Origin of the sequence: Micromonospora sp. NBRC 110009 (genome assembly GCF_030518795.1) — a bacterium.
Classification (GTDB): domain Bacteria; phylum Actinomycetota; class Actinomycetes; order Mycobacteriales; family Micromonosporaceae; genus Micromonospora.
This window is the reverse complement of record NZ_CP130427.1, coordinates 3785000-3800222: the sequence shown is the minus strand read 5'-3', so window position 1 is coordinate 3800222 and position 15223 is coordinate 3785000. Positions and strand designations below refer to the sequence as shown.

Genomic DNA, 15223 nt, shown 5'->3' with positions numbered 1-15223 from the left:
GCGCTCCCGAGCCCAGCAGAATACCGGGGGCGCGCTCAGCTCACCCCGCAGACCTCCATGCCACCCGTCTGCTGGTCCGGCGCCAGCGTCACCGTCTGGGCCTCGTGCTTGCCGCCGGTCAGGGTCACGTCCACCGGCACGGTCAGCGTCTGCGGGTCGACCTTGCCCACCCGGTAGCCGGAGACCTGCGGCTCGGTGGCCACCCGCTGCTCGAACTCGGCCCGGGACTCGCGCCGCCGGGCGTCGTCGCAGAGCTGGTCGTAGGCCTTGGACCAGTCCTTCTCGACGAGGGCCTGGTAGTAGTCGTCGGTGACCGCCCGGCCCTGCTCCTCGACGGCCTGGACGTTGCTCACCGCCAGCCCGACCACGGCCGCGCCACCCCCGCCGCAGCAGAGCAGCACGGCGAGCGCGCCGACGCCGAGGCCGAGCCAGAGCCGGGCCCGGCCGCCCTCGGTGGGCGGGGCGGCGAACGGCGGGGCGACCCCGGGGCCGGGCGGCGGCGCCGGGACGCCGGGTTCGGCCGGCGGGCCCGGTACCGCCGGCACGTCGGGCGGCACGGGGTGCGGGGGTGGGGCGGCCGGGCCGGGTGCGGTCATACGGCAGAGGGTAGTGCCCCCGGCCTCAGCGGTAAGGACCTGCGGCCCGATCACTGGCGACGACGACGATCTCGCCCTCCGGCGCGGCACTGGCGAGTGTCTCGTAGGCGGAGGGCTCGTCCACCGACTGGGCGAGCAACGGGACCGCGGTGACCTTGACATCGAAACCGCCCAGCGCCCGCCGGTACGCCCCGACCGACTCCCACTCGGTGAGCAGGCACCAGTGGGTCGGGTCGTCCAGCGCCCGCAGCAGCTCCCCGCGCAGGTAGCCGGGGCGGGCGGCGAGCGCGGCCAGGGCGGCGTGCGCCCGTTCGGGGAAGTCGGGCGCGACCTCGGCGTCCACCACGAACCGGTTGGTGACCAGCACCGGCGTCCTCCTCGTAGAGTTTGTGGAATGCAGCGTACGCAGACTCCCCTGCTGGCCCGGCTGGCCCGGCTCAACCCGACGGTGGTGTTCCTGGCCACCCTGGTCCTGGTGCTGGTGGCGCTCTTCGCCCCCGGCCCGGCCGGCGGCGTGGTGTTGCTGCTGCTGGCGGCGGGGCTGGTGTGGCTGATGGCGGTCACCTGGCCGGTGCAGACGCCGGCCACCCGGGTGCTGCGGCTGGTGGTGCTGACGCTGCTGCTCGCGGCCGCCCTGGCCAAGCTGCTCTGAGCAGCGCACCGAACATGCAATCATGCGTTTTTGACAATCAATTTCGTTATCGCGGACAGTTGACGGCATGACCGCCCGTCGCCCGTCCCGCGTCCTCGCCGCCAGCACCGCCGCCCTGCTCACCCTGGGCGGCGCGGCCGCCTGCACGGGCGACGACGGCAGCGGGAGCGACCCGCAGCGGGTCGACGTGGTGGCCGCCCTCTACCCGCTCCAGTTCCTCGCCGAGCAGGTCGGCGGGGACGCGGTCCGGGTCACCAGCCTCGCCAAGCCCGGCGCCGAGCCGCACGACCTGGAACTCAACCCGCGCCAGGTGGGCCAGGTCAGCGACGCGGAGCTGATCGTCTACCTGGCCGGCCTCCAGCCGGCCGTGGACGAGGCGGTCGAGCAGAACGCCGGCGACCGGGCGTTCGACGTGGCCACCGTGCAGCCGCTGCGGGACGCGACGGACGGCGGTCACCAGCACGAGGGCGACGCGGGCCACGAGGAGGAGAGCGGCGGCAAGGACCCGCACGTCTGGCTCGACCCGACCCGGCTCGCCACCATCGGGGACCGGCTCGCCGAGCGGCTCGGCAAGGCCGACCCGGACCGGGCCGCCGACTTCACCGCCCGGGCGAAGACGCTCCGCGCCGAGCTGGAGCGGCTCGACGCCGACTACGCGCAGGGCCTGCGGACCTGCCAGCGCCGGGAGATCGTCACCAGCCACACGGCGTTCGGCTACCTGGCCGCCCGCTACCAGCTCGAACAGGTCGGCATCACCGGCCTCAGCCCGGACGCCGAGCCCTCCCCGCAGCGCCTCGCCGAGGTGGCGACGGAGGCCCGGGAGCACCACGCCACCACCATCTTCTTCGAGACGCTGGTCAGCCCGAAGGTCGCCGAGACCGTGGCCCGGGAGGTCGGGGCGAGGACCGCCGTGCTCGACCCGGTCGAGAGCGCCCCGGCCGACGGCGACTACCTCTCGGCGATGCGTACCAACCTCCAGACCCTGCGGACCGCCTTGGACTGCTCATGAGCAAGCTTCAGCAAACCGACCATCAGCACCGCGCCGGACAACTTCCCGGCGGCGGCATGAGCGCACCTGTGGTCCAGGTCGCGCACGCCGCCGTGGGCTACGACGGCCGGGCGGTGCTGCGCGACGTCTCGCTCACCGTCACCGCCGGCGAGGTGGTCGCCGTGCTCGGCGCCAACGGCTCCGGCAAGTCCACCCTGATCCGCGCCGTGCTGGGCCTGGTGCCGCTCGGCGCCGGGTCGGTCACCCTCTTCGGCGCCCCGCAGCGCCGCTTCCGGCAGTGGCACCGCATCGGGTACGTCCCGCAGCGGCTCGGCGCGGGCAGCGGCGTACCGGCCACGGTGGGCGAGGTGGTGGCGTCGGGGCGGCTGGCCCGCCGGGGCGTGCTGCGCCCGGCGGGGCGGGCCGACCGCGCGGCGGTCGCCGCGGCGCTGGACGCGGTCGGGCTCGCCGACCGGGCCGGCGACCCGGTGGCCACCCTCTCCGGCGGCCAGCAGCAGCGCACGCTGATCGCCCGGGCCCTCGCCGGCCGGCCGGAGCTGCTGGTGCTGGACGAGCCGACCGCCGGGGTCGACGCGGGCAGCCAGGAGGCGTTCGCCGCCGCGCTGCGCGGCTTCGTCGCCGGTGGCGGCACGGTCCTGCTGGTCGCCCACGAGCTGGGGCCGCTGCGCCCGCTGATCAGCCGCGCGGTCGTCGTCCACCAGGGCGGCATCTGCCACGACGGCGCGGTGCCGGAGCCGGCCGGGCACCACGCCGAGCCGGGCCACGACCACGTGCACCCGCACTGCGACGAGGAGCCCGCCGGGCTGTGGAGCATGTGATGGACCTCTTCCAGTACGACTTCATGCTGCGCGCCCTGGTCGGCGCGCTGGTCATCGGGCTGGCCGCCCCGGCGCTCGGCATCTACCTGGTGCAGCGGCGGCTGGCGCTGATCGGCGACGGCATCGGGCACGTGGCGCTCACCGGCGTCGGCGCGGGGCTGCTGCTCAACCGCTCCCCCGTGCTGGTGGCGGTGGTCGCGGCCACGCTCGGCGCGATCGTCATCGAGCTGGTCCGCTCGCGCGGGCGCACCTCCGGCGACCTCGCCCTGGCGCTGCTCTTCTACGGCGGCATCGCCGGCGGCGTGATGCTGGTCGGGCTCTCCGACGCGAGCAGCGCGTCGCTCAACTCGTACCTCTTCGGGTCGCTGACCACGACGTCGGCGGGCGACCTGACCACCATCCTGGTGCTCGGCGTGGTGATCCTGGTGGTCATGCTGGCGCTGCGCCCGGCGCTCTTCGCGGTCTGCCACGACGAGGAGTACGCCCGGGTCTCCGGCCTGCCGGTCCGGGCGCTCAACCTGCTGCTCGCGGTGACCACCGCGGTGACCGTGACCATCGCCATGCGGGCCGTCGGGGTGCTGCTGATCAGCGCGCTGATGGTGGTGCCGGTGGCGACCGCGCAGCAGGTGACCCGGGGCTTCCGGAGCACCATGGCGGCGGCCATGGCGTTGGGCCTCTTCGCCGCCGGTGCCGGGGTCGTCGTGGCGGCCTCCGCCGACACCGCGCCGGGCGCCTCGGTGGTGCTGCTGGCCATCGCCTCGTTCCTGGTGGTCGCGCTGGCCGCCGCCGGCTGGCGGGCGCTGCGCCGGCGGGCCCGACCGGTGGCCGGCCCGGCGGCCGAGCCGGTCGCCGACCCGCCGGAGCACGAGGTCGTCCTCCGGTGAACCACCCACCGCCGGCTCTGCTGGCACTGGTTATCGTTACGGGGTGACCGCCACGAACGGGTACGACGCCTTCGAGGGCGCGGGTGACCTGCTGCGCGCATTGTCGGCGCCGATCCGGCTGGCCATCGTCAGCGAACTGGCCCAGGGCGAGCGCTGCGTGCACGAGCTGGTGGAGAAGCTCGGCGCCCCGCAGCCGCTGGTCTCCCAGCACCTGCGCGTGCTGCGCGGCGCGGGCGTGGTCCGCGGCTCCCGGCGCGGCCGCGAGATCGCGTACGCCCTGGTGGACGAGCACGTCGCGCACATCGTCGCGGACGCGGTCAGCCACGCCGGCGAGGGGCCGTCATGAGCGAAGGCGTGCTGCGGAACACCCGGCAGCGGACGGCGGTGAGCGCGCTGCTGGCCGAGGTGGAGGGCTTCCACAGCGCGCAGGAGCTGCACGCCATGCTGCGCCAGCGCGGCGAGCGGGTCGGCCTGACCACGGTCTACCGGACGTTGCAGGGGCTCGCCGACGCCGGCGAGATCGACGTGATGCGGCCGCCCGGCGGGGAGCACCTCTACCGGCGGTGCAGCGTGGGGCATCACCACCACCTGGTCTGCCGGCACTGCGGGCGGACCGTGGAGGTGGCCGGGCCGGCGGTGGAGAGCTGGGCCGAGCGGGTCGCCGCCGAGCACGGGTACGCCGAGGTCAGCCACACCCTGGAGATCTTCGGCTCCTGCCCGGCCTGCGTCGGCTGAGCATCCTCACCGTGCCGGCGCGGCCCGGCCGTGGCACGCTGTCCGGCGTGAAGATCTACGCTGATCGTTTTCCGACCGCCCTCCGTCAGCTCCTCACCGATCTGCTCGTGGTCGTCTGGGTCTACGCGGCGATCCGCTTCGCGCTCTGGCTGCACGACCTGATCGAAAAGCTCGCCGTACCCGGACAGAAGCTGGAGGGGGCCGGCGCCGGCCTCGCCGACAACCTGGCCGAGGCCGGCGGCAAGGTCGGCCGGGTCCCGCTGGTCGGCGACGAGCTGACCGCCCCCTTCACCAGGGCCGCCGACGCCGCCCGGGCGGTCGCCGAGGCGGGCCACGACCAGCAGGAGCTGGTCGGCCAGCTGGCCCTCGGGCTGAGCATCGCGGTGCTGGTCTTCCCGCTCGGCCTGGTGCTCTTCGGCTGGCTGCCGTTGCGGGTGCGCTGGATGCGCCGGGCGGGCGCGGCGAAGGCGCTGGCCACGGCCCCGGCCGGGCGGGACCTGCTGGCGCTGCGGGCGCTGGCCGGGCAGCCGCTGGGCCGGCTGACCCGGATCGCCCCCGACGTGGCCGAGGCGTGGCGGCGCGGCGACGACGCGACCGTCGACGCGCTCGCCGCACTGGAGCTGCGCAGGCTCGGGCTGAAGGCGGGCCGCTAAGGTGTGGCGGTGCTGTACTTCCTGATCGTCGTCGCAATCCTGCTGCTGATCTACGCGGGCGTCCTGGTGAGCTACGTCCGCAAGGGTCGCCGGATTCCGCCGGCCGCGTACCTCGTGCTGGCCGGGCTGAACGGCCTCATCCTCGCCGGCGTGATCGCCTGGGCCGTCGCCCGCTGACCCTGGTTAGGAGGGGACCCCTGCTATGCCGGAGGCGTTAACAGGGGGCCCTTCCTCTCACGCGGGTGGGATCCGGCGGCGGACGTCCTGTGCCGTGGACGGGCCGGGCTGCCAGCGGGCCACCCACGGCCGGTCGGCCGGCGGGGTGGCGACGCCCTCCTCCAGCGACGCGTACCGGCCGGCGAGGATCCGCTTCGCGGCCGCCACGTCGACCGAGTCGGTGTTGGACCAGAGCCCGGTGAACAGCTCGTCGATCCGCAGTCGCGCCTGCCGGCAGAACAGGTCGGCCAGCTCCAGGTTCTCCGGGTGCTCGGCCCGTTCGGCGATCGCCCGGACGCAGACCGCAGACATCGCGAACAGCTCCGCGCCGATGTCCACCACCCGGCCGAGGAACGCCTGCTTGCGCTCCATCTTCCCCTGCCAGCGGGACATCGCGTAGAAGGTGGACCGGGCCAGCTTGCGGGAGGTCCGCTCGACGTGCCGCAGGTGGCCGGCGAGCGGGCCGAACTCGTGGTACGCCCCGGGGGCCTGGCCCTTGCCGACGGCGAGGGTGGGCAGCCACCTGGCGTAGAAGGCGCCGGCCCGGGCCCCCGCCCTGGCCTTGCGGCCCAGCCCGGCGTCCGGGTCGATGATGTCGCCGGCCACCGAGAGGTGCGCGTCGACCGCCTCCCGGGCGATCAGCAGGTGCATGATCTCGGTGGAGCCCTCGAAGATCCGGTTGATCCGCAGGTCGCGCAGGATCTGCTCGGCGGCGGCCGGCCGCTCGCCCCGGGCCGCCAGCGAGTCGGCCGTCTCGTAGCCGCGCCCGCCCCGGATCTGGATCAGCTCGTCGGCGATCTTCCAGGCCATCTCGCTGGCGTAGAGCTTCACCAGCGCGGCCTCGATCCGGATGTCGTTGCGGTCGTCGTCGGCGAGCAGGCAGCAGAGGTCGAGCATGCTCTCCATGCCGTACGTGGTGGCGGCGATGAAGGCCAGCTTCTTGGCGACCGCCTCGTGCTCGCCCACCGGCCGTCCCCACTGGACCCGGTCGGCGGCCCACTCCCGGGCCACGTTCAGCGACCACTTGCCGGCGCCGACACACATGGCCGGCAGCGAGAGCCGACCGGTGTTCAGCGTGGTCAGGGCGATCTTCAGGCCCTTCCCCTCGCCGCCGATCACGTTCTCCTTCGGCACGAAGACGTCGTGGAACCGGGTGAGGCTGTTCTCCAAGCCGCGCAGGCCGATGAAGGCGTTGCGCCGCTCGATGGTGATGCCCTCGCTGTCACCCTCCACCACGAAGGCGGTGATCCCGCCGCGCCGCCCCTCGGCCGCCGGCACCCGGGCCATCACCACCAGCAGGGTGGCGACGGTGCCGTTGGTGGCCCAGAGCTTCACCCCGTTGAGCTGGTAGCCGGTGCCGTCGGCGGTGGGCTCGGCGGTGGTGGCGAGCCGCGCCGGGTCGGAGCCGACGTCGGGCTCGGTGAGCAGGAACGCGGAGACCTCGCCGGCGGCCAGCCGGGGCAGGAACCGCTGCTTCTGCTCCGGCGTGCCGAACATCTTGAGCGGCTGCGGCACGCCGATCGACTGGTGCGCGGAGAGCAGCGCGCCGATCGCCGGGTTGACCGAGCCGGCCCGCATCAGCGCCCGGCAGTAGTGCAGGTTGCTCAGCCCGAGGCCGCCGTACTTGCGGTCGATCTTCATGCCGAACGCGCCGAGCCGGGACAGCCCGTGGAAGACCTCGTCGGGGATCCGCGCGTCGCGCTCGATGGCCGCGCCGTCCACTTCGGCGTCCAGGTACGCCCCGAACGCGCCGAGGAACTCCTCCGCCCGCGCGACGTCGGCGGGGTCGGACCGCGGCCACGGGTTGATCAGGTCCAGCCGGAACCGGCCGAGGAAGAGTTCCTTGCCGAAACTGGGCCGGTCCCAGGCCGCCTCGCGGGCCGCCTCGGCGACCTGGCGGGCCTCCTTCTCGGAGACCTGGCCGGCCTCGGTGGGCAGCGGCCCGACCCCGCCGGCCGCGTCGACGGCGGCGGCGCTGCCGGGCCGCGGGGCGTCGTCGATCGGGGCCACCCGACCGGTGGGGCCGCCCGCGCCGGGCACGTTCGCGGGGTCGGGACGGCTGTTCTGTGTCGTGGTCACGGCTGCCTCCTGGAGACCTCGGTCCGGCTGCGTCGACGTGCGACGAAAACGACGTTACCCCCGGGTGTTACCCAGGGGTAGCGTTCCGCGCACGTCCGATTTGGCGGTTCCGGGGTGGTCAGTCGCCGGGCAGCACCGCGGGATCGTCGTCCTCGTCGTCGATGTCGTCCTCACCCCAGTTGCGGCGACCGAACGGCAGGATCAGCCAGAACGTCAGGAACCAGAGCGCGGTGGCCGCGGAGAGCACGACGGCGAGCGGCCGGCTGAGCACGAAGTCCGTGATGAGCAGGACCGCGCTGACCATCGAGATCAGCATGACGGCGAGCCCGCCGGTGGCCATGTGGTGGGCGAAGCGGACCAGCTCCGGCTTTCGGCCCTGCCGGAACAGCGCCCGGTGGAAGGCCACCGGCGAGATGATCATCGCGGTGGCCGCGGCGGCGGAGAGCAGGGCGACGATGTAGACGTCCTTCTGAAAGGGCGTGGTCCGGGTGAAGCCGTTGCTGAACGGCAGCGTGAGCAGGAACGCGAAGAGGATCTGCACGCCGGTCTGCGCCACCCGCAGCTCCTGGAGCAGGTCGGCGAAGTTGCGCTGCCAGCGCTGCTTCTCGGTTTCCCTGGACACGCAGTACCCCCCCGGAAGACGCTACTGCCGGCGGGGGTCACCCGTCGGCAGCAACGCTTGTGCCCGGTCCGGCTTTCCGGGAAACCGGTTCCCGGTGCCGCCCTTCGTTCGCGACTGCGGGGCTCGCAAACCCGGCTCGCTCCTCGCGCTCACGCTCCCCGGCGGATCCGGCCGGCGTACCGGGCCTCCAGCTCCGCGTTGTGCTCGTCGCCACCGGTGATGTTGGCCGACAGGTAGACCGGGGGCCGCTCCCCCGCCGCCAGCAGCCGGGCCACCACCTCCGCCACGATCTGCTGCGCCAGCAGCGCCGCCGTGATCGACGAGACCGCGCCGACCGCGCCCCCGGCGGGCAGCGGCAGGGTGGCGTCGCCGTACGGGGCACCGTTGTCCAGCACCACGTCGGCGAAGTCGGCCAGCTTGCGCCCGGACGGGTGGCGCGAGGTCATCCGGGCGGAGTGCGCCGCCGACGTGATCGCCACCAGGCCGTGCCCCCGCTCCTTGACGATGGCCGCGAACTCCACCATGGCGCCGTTCACCCCGGAGTTGGAGGCGAGCACGAAGACGTCCTGCGGCCGGACCGGGGCCAGCTCGTAGAGGCGGTGCGCCACGGCGGGCTCGCGTTCCAGTTTGGGACCGAGCACGTCGGCCGGCTCACCGCCGTACAGCACCAGGTCGCGCAGGGCGATCCGGTTGGTCGGGACCAGCCCGCCGGCCCGGCCGGCGATCTCCATGGCGAGGGCCTCCGAGTGCCCGGTGCCGAACGCGTGGACGACGCCGCCGGCGCGCAGCGACTCGGCGAGCAGGTCGGCCGCCCGGCCCACGTTGTCCCGCTGCCCGGCGGCCACCCGCCCGATCGTCTCGGTCACCACCGCCAGGTACGCCTCAGCGCTCACCGTCATGCTGCCTCCGTCCGTCGGTTCCGGGCCAGCCAGTCCACCGCGAAGTCGACCGCCGCCCGCTGCCTCATCAACCGCCCGGTCCCGGCGCCGACCGGCCCGAGCCGCACCGCGGCGATCACCCGGCCACCCGGGCGAGGATCGCCTCGGCCAGCGGACCGGGCGCCTCGTCGGGGATCCAGTGGGTGACGCCGCTGAGCTCGACGAAGCGGTAGTCGCCGACGACATGGGTGGCGCACGCCTCGGCGGCGGTCCGGCCGATCGCGATGTCCCGGTCGCTCCAGACGAAGGTGGTCGGCACGGCCACCGGCCCGACGGCCTTCATGTCCGCCCCCGACATGGCCCGGTACCAGTTCAGCGCGGCGGTCAGCGTGCCCGGCTCGCGCATCGGGTCGGCGTACCGGGCCACCCGCGCGGCGTCGCCGACCCCGCCGAGCATCCGGCGCAGGGTGGCGGCACGCAACGCCAGCAGCACCTTCTCCGCCTTGCCCGGCCTGCGGAACAGCGCGATGTAGGAGGAGCGGGCCTTCTGCTGCGGGTCGGTGGCCAGCGCGTGGCCCATCGCCGCCGGGTGCGGCACCGAGACCGCGGTGAGCGTCCGGACCCGCTCCGGGTGGGCCGCGGCGAGGCCCCACGCCACGATCGCGCCCCAGTCATGGCCGACCAGGTGCGCGGAGGTCACCCCGAGCCCGTCGAGCACGGCGGCGGCGTCCGCCACCAGCTCCGGGATCCGGTACGCCTCGACCGCCGTCGGCCGCGCGCCCGGCGAGTAGCCCCGCTGGTCCAGGGCGTACGTGCGCAGGCCGGCGGCGTGCAGCGCGGGCACCACGTCGTCCCACTCGCCGCCGTGCTGCGGGAATCCGTGCAGCAGCAGGACGGGCTCGCCGCCCTCCGGGCCGCCGGTGCGTACCTCGAACGTCAGACCTCGCGCGTCGACCCGCATGATCGGCAGCCTACCCAGCCGGGCGACCCCGCGTCGGGGCCGACGGTCCGGGCACCGGGGGCATACCCCCTCCCCCGGATGGGTGACCTGGTGTTAGCGTCTGACAGAGACAACTTCACATCCGACAGGGGAGCGCACAGCGCTGAGAGTGCGGGCCGGTGCCCGCAGACCCTCGAACCTGATCTGGGTAATGCCAGCGCAGGGAGTTCGGTCGACCTCCAGCCGCGCCGCCGTCCGGTGATCCGGACGCGGCGTGCGTCTTCTCCTGGTTCGCCCTGCAGAACTGGGAGTTCACCAATGGACAACAACAACCGCTGGCGCACCATCGACATCGTGGTCGCCTCGGTGATCGCGGTCGCCTTCGGCGTCATCTTCTGGGCCTGGGGCCTGGTCTGGGGCGCCACCGACGCCGCCTTCGCCTTCTTCCCGCCGGCGCAGACCCTCATCTACGGCGTCTGGCTGGTGCCGGCCGTCCTCGGCGGCCTGGTCATCCGCAAGCCCGGCGCCTCGCTCTACTGCGAGCTGGTGGCGGCGATCGTCTCCGCGCTGCTGGGCAGCCAGTGGGGCGGCATCGTCATCGTCCAGGGGCTGATGCAGGGCGTCGGCGCCGAGCTGGCCTTCGCCGCGTTCCGCTACCGCTCCTACCGGCTGCCGGCCGCCCTGCTGGCCGGCGCGCTCACCGGCCTGACCGCCGCGATCTTCGACTTCGTCTACTGGAACAAGGCCACCGACCTGGTCAGCTACCGCATCCCGTACGCCCTGCTGACCATCGTCAGCGCCACGGTCATCGCCGGCCTGGGCAGCGTCGCCCTCACCCGTGCCCTGGCCGACACGGGTGTCCTCGACCGCTTCCCCGCCGGCCGCGAGCGCGCCACGGTCTGACCACCACCACGCTCGTCCTGTTGATCATGAGGTTGACGGTGATGTGGACCTCTGAAACTGCCGCCAACTTCATGATCAACGGACGGAAGGGGGTGGCGCGGTGAGCGCGGTGCAGTTGCGCGGGTTCGGCTGGCGGCACGCCGGGCGGAAGGGCTGGGCGGTGCGCGGGGTGGACCTGCGCGTCGAGCCGGGCGAGCGGGTGTTGCTGCTCGGGCCCTCGGGGGCCGGAAAGAGCACGCTGCTGGCGGCGCTCGCGGGCCTGCTGCCGGAGGACTCCGGCGAGCAGGAGGGCACCGTCGAGATCGACGGGCTCGACCCGCGCAAGGCCCGGGAACGGGTCGGCATCCTCTTCCAGGACCCGGAGAGCCAGCTGGTGATGGCCCGCTGCGGCGACGACGTCGCGTTCGGGCTGGAGAACCGGGGCGTACCCGCCGAGGAGATCTGGCCACGGGTGGACGAGGCGCTGCGCCGGGTCGGCTTCCCCTACCACCGGGACCGGCCCACCGCGGCGCTCTCCGGCGGCGAGCAGCAGCGCCTCGCGCTGGCCGGGGCGCTCGCCCTGCGCCCGGGGCTGCTGCTGCTCGACGAGCCCACCGCCAACCTCGACCCGGCCGGCGCCACCCTGATCCGTCGGGCCGTCGCGGACGCCCTCGACGCCGACACCACCCTGATCCTGGTCGAGCACCGGGTGGCCGAGGCGTTGCCGCTGGTGGACCGGGTGGTCGTGCTCGAGGCCGGCGGCGGGGTGCGGGCCGACGGGCCGCCGGAGGCGGTCTTCGCCGTGCACGGCGAAGCGCTCGCCGCGGCCGGCGTCTGGGTGCCCGGCCGCACCGTGCCGCCGCGGCACGCCGCCGCGCCGCCCGGCGACCGGCTGCTCACCGCCGACCGGCTCGGCCTGCCGCCCCGGCTGGCCCCCACCGACCTTCAGGTACGCGCCGGGGAAGCGCTCGCCGTCCTCGGCCCGAACGGCGCCGGCAAGTCCACCCTGGCGCTGCTCCTCGGCGGCCTGCTCCGCCCGGGCACCGGCACGGTGACCGCCACCGAGGCGCTGGCCGGCCGGGACGCCCGCACTCCCCCGCACCGCTGGCGGGCGCCGGCCCTGGCCCGGCGGATCGGCTCGGTCTTCCAGGACCCGGAGCACCAGTTCGTCACCGGCGCCGTCCGCGACGAACTGGCGCTCGGCCCGCGCCGGACCGGCCAGCCGGAGCCGGCGGTCCGCGCCACCGTCGACCGGCTCCTGGACCGGCTCGGCCTGGCCCGGCTGGCCGGGGCCAACCCGTACACCCTCTCCGGCGGCGAGGCGCGGCGGCTGAGCGTGGCGACCGCCCTGGCCACCGCGCCCCGCCTGCTGATCTGCGACGAACCCACCTTCGGGCAGGACCGGCGGACCTGGCTGGAGCTGGTCGACCTCTTCGCCGAGCTGCGCGACGCCGGCCACGGCGTCGTCACGGTCACCCACGACCCGGACTTCGTCGCGGCCCTCGCGGATCGCACGGTCACCCTGGAGCGGGCATGATCGCGGTGGAGCCGGTCGCCGGGTCCGGGGCGCCGCTGGCTCGGCGCAACCCGGTCGCGAAGCTGGCCGCGGCGCTGCTCTTCTCGTTCATCCTCATCGCCACCCTGGACCCGGTGGCCCCGGCCATCGCCATCGCGGTCGAACTGGCCGTGCTGCCGCTGTTCGGCGTCCGTTACCGGGTGCTGGCCCGGCGGGCCTGGCCGTTGCTGGCCGGCGCCGGCGGCATCCTGGTCACCCTGGTGCTCTTCGCCGCCGACCGGTCCGGCCCGGTGCTGGTCGAGGCCGGCCCGGTCCTGATCACCCAGGGAGTGCTGGTCACCGCGCTGGGCCTGGTGCTGCGCATGCTCGCGGTGGCACTGCCCGGGATCATCGTCTTCGCCACCACCGACGCCACCGACCTAGCCGACGCGCTGATCCAGAACGCGAAGGCGTCGGCCCGGTTCGCCATCGGCGCGCTGGCCGCGTTCCGGCTGGTGCCGCTCCTCGAACAGGAGTGGCGGATGATCAGCATGGCCCGGCGGGCCCGGGGCGTGGACGCCGGCCGCAACCCGCTGGTCCGGCTGCGGCTCTTCGTCTCCACGGCGTTCGCCCTGCTGGTCGGGGCGATCCGGCGGGGCACCCGGCTGGCCGTGGCGATGGACGCCCGCGGCTTCGACGCCGGCACCCCGCGTACGGTCGCCCGGCGGCAGCGCTTCGACCGGGCGGACGCGCTGCTGGTCGGCGGTGCGGTGGCGCTGGCGGGGGCGGCGCTGACGGTCAGCGTGGTGCTGGGCACCTTCCGCCCGCTCATCGGCTGACGCCGCCCGCTACCGCCCGAGCCGGGCCACCCCGCTCTGGAACGCCAGCACGACCGCCTGCACCCGGTCCCGCACCCCGAGCTTGGCGAAGATGCGGTTCACGTGCGTCTTCACGGTGGCCTCCCCGACGAAGAGCCGGCCGGCGATCTCCCGGTTGGACAGGCCGAGCGCCATCATCCGCAACACCTCGGTCTCCCGGGCGGTCAGCTCCATCAGGCCCGGATTGCCGGCGACCGTGGCCGTCGCGGTGTAGTGGTCGATCAGCCGACGGGTGATCGACGGGGAGAGCAGGGCGTCGCCCCGGGCCGCCGTGCGTACCGCGTCGGCCAGTTCCCTGGGCGGGGTGGTCTTGAGCATGAAGCCGGAGGCGCCGGCGCGCAGCGCCCGGTAGACGTACTCGTCGAGGTCGAAGGTGGTCAGCATGATGATGCGGGTCTCGCTCCGCGCGGCCAGGATCCGCTCGGTCGCGGCGATCCCGTCCAGCGGTGCCATGTGGATGTCCATCAGCACCACGTCCGGCACGAACCGGCTCGCGAGCAGCACCGCCTCCGCGCCGTCGGCCGCGTCGGCGACCACCTCGATGTCGGGCTGTGCCGTGAGGATCAGGCGGAGGCCGCCGCGCACCAGCGCCTCGTCGTCGGCGATCAGGACCCGGGTCACCGGCCGCCCCCGGTCGGGGCGAGCAGGGCCGTCGACGCCTCGGCGTCGAAGGGCAGCTCGACCCGTACCGCGAAGCCACCCGGCGGCAGCGGACCCGCGGTGACGGTGCCGCCGAAGAGCTCCGCCCGCTCCCGGATGCCGGTCAGCCCGTGACCGGTGCCGGTGCTCCGCCGCGCCGGCCGCGCCCCGTCGTCCACGACCGCCAGCCGGACGGCGTCGCCGGCCACCTCGATCGAGACGCGGGCGGTCGAGCCCGGCGCGTGCCGGGCGACGTTAGTCAGCGCCTCTTGGAGGATGCGGTACCCGCTGACGTCGGCGGCGGCGGGGATCGTGCCGAGGTCACCCGTGACGGTCACCTCGACCCGGCCGCCGGCGAGGCGTACCCCGGCGGTCAACGCGTCGATCCGGCGCAGCGACGGCAGCCCCTCCGGGGCCGCCTCCGCGCCGCGGAGGATGACGAGCAGCCGGCGCAGCTCGGTGACCACCTCGCGGCCGACGTCCTGCACGGCGTCGAGTGACGCGCGGGCCTGACCGGCGTCCGAGTCGAGCACGGCCTGCGCCGCGGCCGCCTGCAGCACCATCACCGAGACCCCGTGGGAGACGATGTCGTGCAGCTCCCGGGCCACCCGCAGCCGCTCGTCCGTCCGGGCGGCCGCCTCGCGCTCGGCGGCCAGCGCGACCAGCCGCTGCGCCTGGGCCCGCCGCATCCGCACCGCGTACCCGGGGCCGAACACGGCCAGCCCGACGAACAGGATGAACGCCCAGTCGGAATCACCGGCCATGGCGTTCTCGATCCCGAGCGGCACGAGGTAACCGACCACGGCGACCGCCGGCGCGGCCCGGCCGCCCACAGCGACACAGCCGAAGCCGGCGGCGAGCAGCGCCAGCAGCGGCACGACCGGCCACTCCGGCAGCACGGGCGTGAAGCTCTGCGCGGTGAAGCAGACACCGGCGAGGACGGCGGCCGCCCGCGGGTACGCCGTGCAGCCGGCCACCGCGAGGACGTAGCCCACCAGCAGCACGGTGAGCACGGCGAGCCAGCCGGTGGAGAGCGCGGCCAGGTCGGGCCCCTGCCCCGCCACGTAGCCGGCCAGCGGGACGTAGAGCTCGGCCAGACCGAACGCGAGCAGCGCGGCACCGGCGAGCGTGGTGGCCACCTCGCGCCACCGGGCCCGCAGGCGGAGGACGGCTGACATGCCGGCAGGGTATCCACGGCGGGCGGAGTTCCGCGTCCACCCACGGGTGTAGCGACGGCGGCCGGCGCT

19 protein-coding genes and 1 riboswitch are annotated in these 15223 nt (G+C 74.6%); of the genes, 11 read left to right on the top strand and 8 right to left on the bottom strand.

Annotated elements, in window-relative coordinates:
• Positions 1-35 precede the first annotated feature (35 nt).
• Entirely contained in the window at positions 36-596 is a 561-nt protein-coding gene (locus Q2K19_RS18280) for an Rv0361 family membrane protein (protein WP_302762504.1), read from the bottom strand.
• Positions 597-621: 25 nt separating this feature from the next.
• Positions 622-963, bottom strand: coding sequence for an antibiotic biosynthesis monooxygenase family protein (locus tag Q2K19_RS18275; protein ID WP_302762503.1), 342 nt, complete (start codon positions 961-963; stop codon positions 622-624).
• 27 nt (positions 964-990) lie between these two features.
• Between Q2K19_RS18275 and Q2K19_RS18270 the strand changes: the two genes are divergently transcribed.
• The 8 genes from Q2K19_RS18270 to Q2K19_RS18235 all read left to right on the top strand — a co-directional run bounded on the left by Q2K19_RS18270 (position 991) and on the right by Q2K19_RS18235 (position 5524).
• Entirely contained in the window at positions 991-1248 is a 258-nt protein-coding gene (locus tag Q2K19_RS18270) for a DUF6703 family protein (protein ID WP_302762502.1), read from the top strand.
• A gap of 67 nt (positions 1249-1315) precedes the next feature.
• Entirely contained in the window at positions 1316-2257 is a 942-nt protein-coding gene (locus tag Q2K19_RS18265) for a metal ABC transporter substrate-binding protein (protein ID WP_302762501.1), read from the top strand.
• 56 nt (positions 2258-2313) lie between these two features.
• Positions 2314-3075 carry a metal ABC transporter ATP-binding protein gene (locus tag Q2K19_RS18260; RefSeq protein WP_302762500.1) on the top strand — a complete coding sequence of 254 codons (762 nt, stop codon included), beginning with the start codon at positions 2314-2316 and terminating at the stop codon, positions 3073-3075.
• Positions 3075-3959 carry a metal ABC transporter permease gene (locus Q2K19_RS18255; protein WP_302772610.1) on the top strand — a complete coding sequence of 295 codons (885 nt, stop codon included), beginning with the start codon at positions 3075-3077 and terminating at the stop codon, positions 3957-3959. Before Q2K19_RS18260 ends, Q2K19_RS18255 begins: the two co-directional genes overlap by 1 nt.
• Positions 3960-4002: 43 nt before the next feature.
• On the top strand, positions 4003-4305 hold the full coding sequence (locus tag Q2K19_RS18250) for an ArsR/SmtB family transcription factor (protein ID WP_302762499.1): 303 nt from the start codon (positions 4003-4005) through the stop codon (positions 4303-4305).
• Entirely contained in the window at positions 4302-4694 is a 393-nt protein-coding gene (locus Q2K19_RS18245; protein ID WP_302762498.1) for a Fur family transcriptional regulator, read from the top strand. Before Q2K19_RS18250 ends, Q2K19_RS18245 begins: the two co-directional genes overlap by 4 nt.
• A 47-nt stretch (positions 4695-4741) precedes the next feature.
• Positions 4742-5347 carry a hypothetical protein gene (locus Q2K19_RS18240; RefSeq protein WP_302762497.1) on the top strand — a complete coding sequence of 202 codons (606 nt, stop codon included), beginning with the start codon at positions 4742-4744 and terminating at the stop codon, positions 5345-5347.
• A 9-nt stretch (positions 5348-5356) separates the two neighbouring features.
• Positions 5357-5524 carry a hypothetical protein gene (locus tag Q2K19_RS18235; protein ID WP_302762496.1) on the top strand — a complete coding sequence of 56 codons (168 nt, stop codon included), beginning with the start codon at positions 5357-5359 and terminating at the stop codon, positions 5522-5524.
• 57 nt (positions 5525-5581) lie between these two features.
• Here Q2K19_RS18235 and Q2K19_RS18230 read toward each other — a convergent pair whose 3' ends face one another.
• The 4 genes from Q2K19_RS18230 to Q2K19_RS18215 all read right to left on the bottom strand — a co-directional run bounded on the left by Q2K19_RS18230 (position 5582) and on the right by Q2K19_RS18215 (position 10103).
• Positions 5582-7642 (bottom strand): acyl-CoA dehydrogenase family protein, encoded by a 2061-nt coding sequence (locus Q2K19_RS18230; protein WP_446839641.1) that lies wholly within the window; start codon positions 7640-7642, stop codon positions 5582-5584.
• A 118-nt stretch (positions 7643-7760) separates the two neighbouring features.
• On the bottom strand, positions 7761-8264 hold the full coding sequence (locus tag Q2K19_RS18225; RefSeq protein ID WP_302762495.1) for a DUF6328 family protein: 504 nt from the start codon (positions 8262-8264) through the stop codon (positions 7761-7763).
• 149 nt (positions 8265-8413) lie between these two features.
• Positions 8414-9163 (bottom strand): SIS domain-containing protein, encoded by a 750-nt coding sequence (locus tag Q2K19_RS18220; protein ID WP_302762494.1) that lies wholly within the window; start codon positions 9161-9163, stop codon positions 8414-8416.
• Between the two features lie 115 nt (positions 9164-9278).
• Positions 9279-10103, bottom strand: a complete 825-nt coding sequence (locus Q2K19_RS18215) for an alpha/beta fold hydrolase (RefSeq protein WP_302762493.1) — start codon at positions 10101-10103, stop codon at positions 9279-9281.
• 116 nt (positions 10104-10219) lie between these two features.
• A riboswitch (TPP riboswitch) is annotated at positions 10220-10326 on the top strand.
• Positions 10327-10400: 74 nt separating this feature from the next.
• Between Q2K19_RS18215 and Q2K19_RS18210 the strand changes: the two genes are divergently transcribed.
• From Q2K19_RS18210 to Q2K19_RS18200, 3 genes are all read left to right on the top strand, one after another.
• Positions 10401-10985, top strand: coding sequence for an ECF transporter S component (locus tag Q2K19_RS18210; protein WP_302762492.1), 585 nt, complete (start codon positions 10401-10403; stop codon positions 10983-10985).
• A 100-nt stretch (positions 10986-11085) separates the two neighbouring features.
• The gene (locus Q2K19_RS18205; RefSeq protein WP_302762491.1) at positions 11086-12501 is read left to right on the top strand and encodes an ABC transporter ATP-binding protein; all 1416 of its coding nucleotides are present in this window, start codon (positions 11086-11088) and stop codon (positions 12499-12501) included.
• The gene (locus Q2K19_RS18200) at positions 12498-13298 is read left to right on the top strand and encodes an energy-coupling factor transporter transmembrane component T family protein (protein ID WP_302762490.1); all 801 of its coding nucleotides are present in this window, start codon (positions 12498-12500) and stop codon (positions 13296-13298) included. The genes Q2K19_RS18205 and Q2K19_RS18200 overlap by 4 nt, the downstream gene beginning before the upstream one ends.
• Positions 13299-13307: 9 nt before the next feature.
• On the opposite strand, the gene Q2K19_RS18195 is transcribed toward Q2K19_RS18200, so the two are convergent.
• Positions 13308-13958: a response regulator gene (locus Q2K19_RS18195; protein WP_302762489.1), complete on the bottom strand. Its 651-nt coding sequence runs from the start codon at positions 13956-13958 to the stop codon at positions 13308-13310.
• A complete protein-coding gene (locus Q2K19_RS18190; protein WP_302762488.1) occupies positions 13955-15154 on the bottom strand; it encodes a sensor histidine kinase in 1200 nt (399 codons plus the stop codon). The genes Q2K19_RS18195 and Q2K19_RS18190 overlap by 4 nt, the downstream gene beginning before the upstream one ends.
• Between the last annotated feature and the right edge of the window lie 69 nt (positions 15155-15223).

Bases quoted from the DNA above. Each gene is read 5' to 3' on its own strand.
- Q2K19_RS18265 (WP_302762501.1), top strand. From the start codon at position 1,316: ATGACCGCCCGTCGCCCGTCCCGCGTCCTCGCCGCCAGCACCGCCGCC.
- Q2K19_RS18220 (WP_302762494.1), bottom strand. From the start codon at position 9,163: ATGACGGTGAGCGCTGAGGCGTACCTGGCGGTGGTGACCGAGACGATC.
- Q2K19_RS18190 (WP_302762488.1), bottom strand. From the start codon at position 15,154: ATGTCAGCCGTCCTCCGCCTGCGGGCCCGGTGGCGCGAGGTGGCCACC.
- Q2K19_RS18210 (WP_302762492.1), top strand. From the start codon at position 10,401: ATGGACAACAACAACCGCTGGCGCACCATCGACATCGTGGTCGCCTCG.
- Q2K19_RS18255 (WP_302772610.1), top strand. From the start codon at position 3,075: ATGGACCTCTTCCAGTACGACTTCATGCTGCGCGCCCTGGTCGGCGCG.
- Q2K19_RS18200 (WP_302762490.1), top strand. From the start codon at position 12,498: ATGATCGCGGTGGAGCCGGTCGCCGGGTCCGGGGCGCCGCTGGCTCGG.
- Q2K19_RS18245 (WP_302762498.1), top strand. From the start codon at position 4,302: ATGAGCGAAGGCGTGCTGCGGAACACCCGGCAGCGGACGGCGGTGAGC.
- Q2K19_RS18260 (WP_302762500.1), top strand. From the start codon at position 2,314: ATGAGCGCACCTGTGGTCCAGGTCGCGCACGCCGCCGTGGGCTACGAC.
- Q2K19_RS18270 (WP_302762502.1), top strand. From the start codon at position 991: ATGCAGCGTACGCAGACTCCCCTGCTGGCCCGGCTGGCCCGGCTCAAC.
- Q2K19_RS18215 (WP_302762493.1), bottom strand. From the start codon at position 10,103: ATGCGGGTCGACGCGCGAGGTCTGACGTTCGAGGTACGCACCGGCGGC.
- Q2K19_RS18280 (WP_302762504.1), bottom strand. From the start codon at position 596: ATGACCGCACCCGGCCCGGCCGCCCCACCCCCGCACCCCGTGCCGCCC.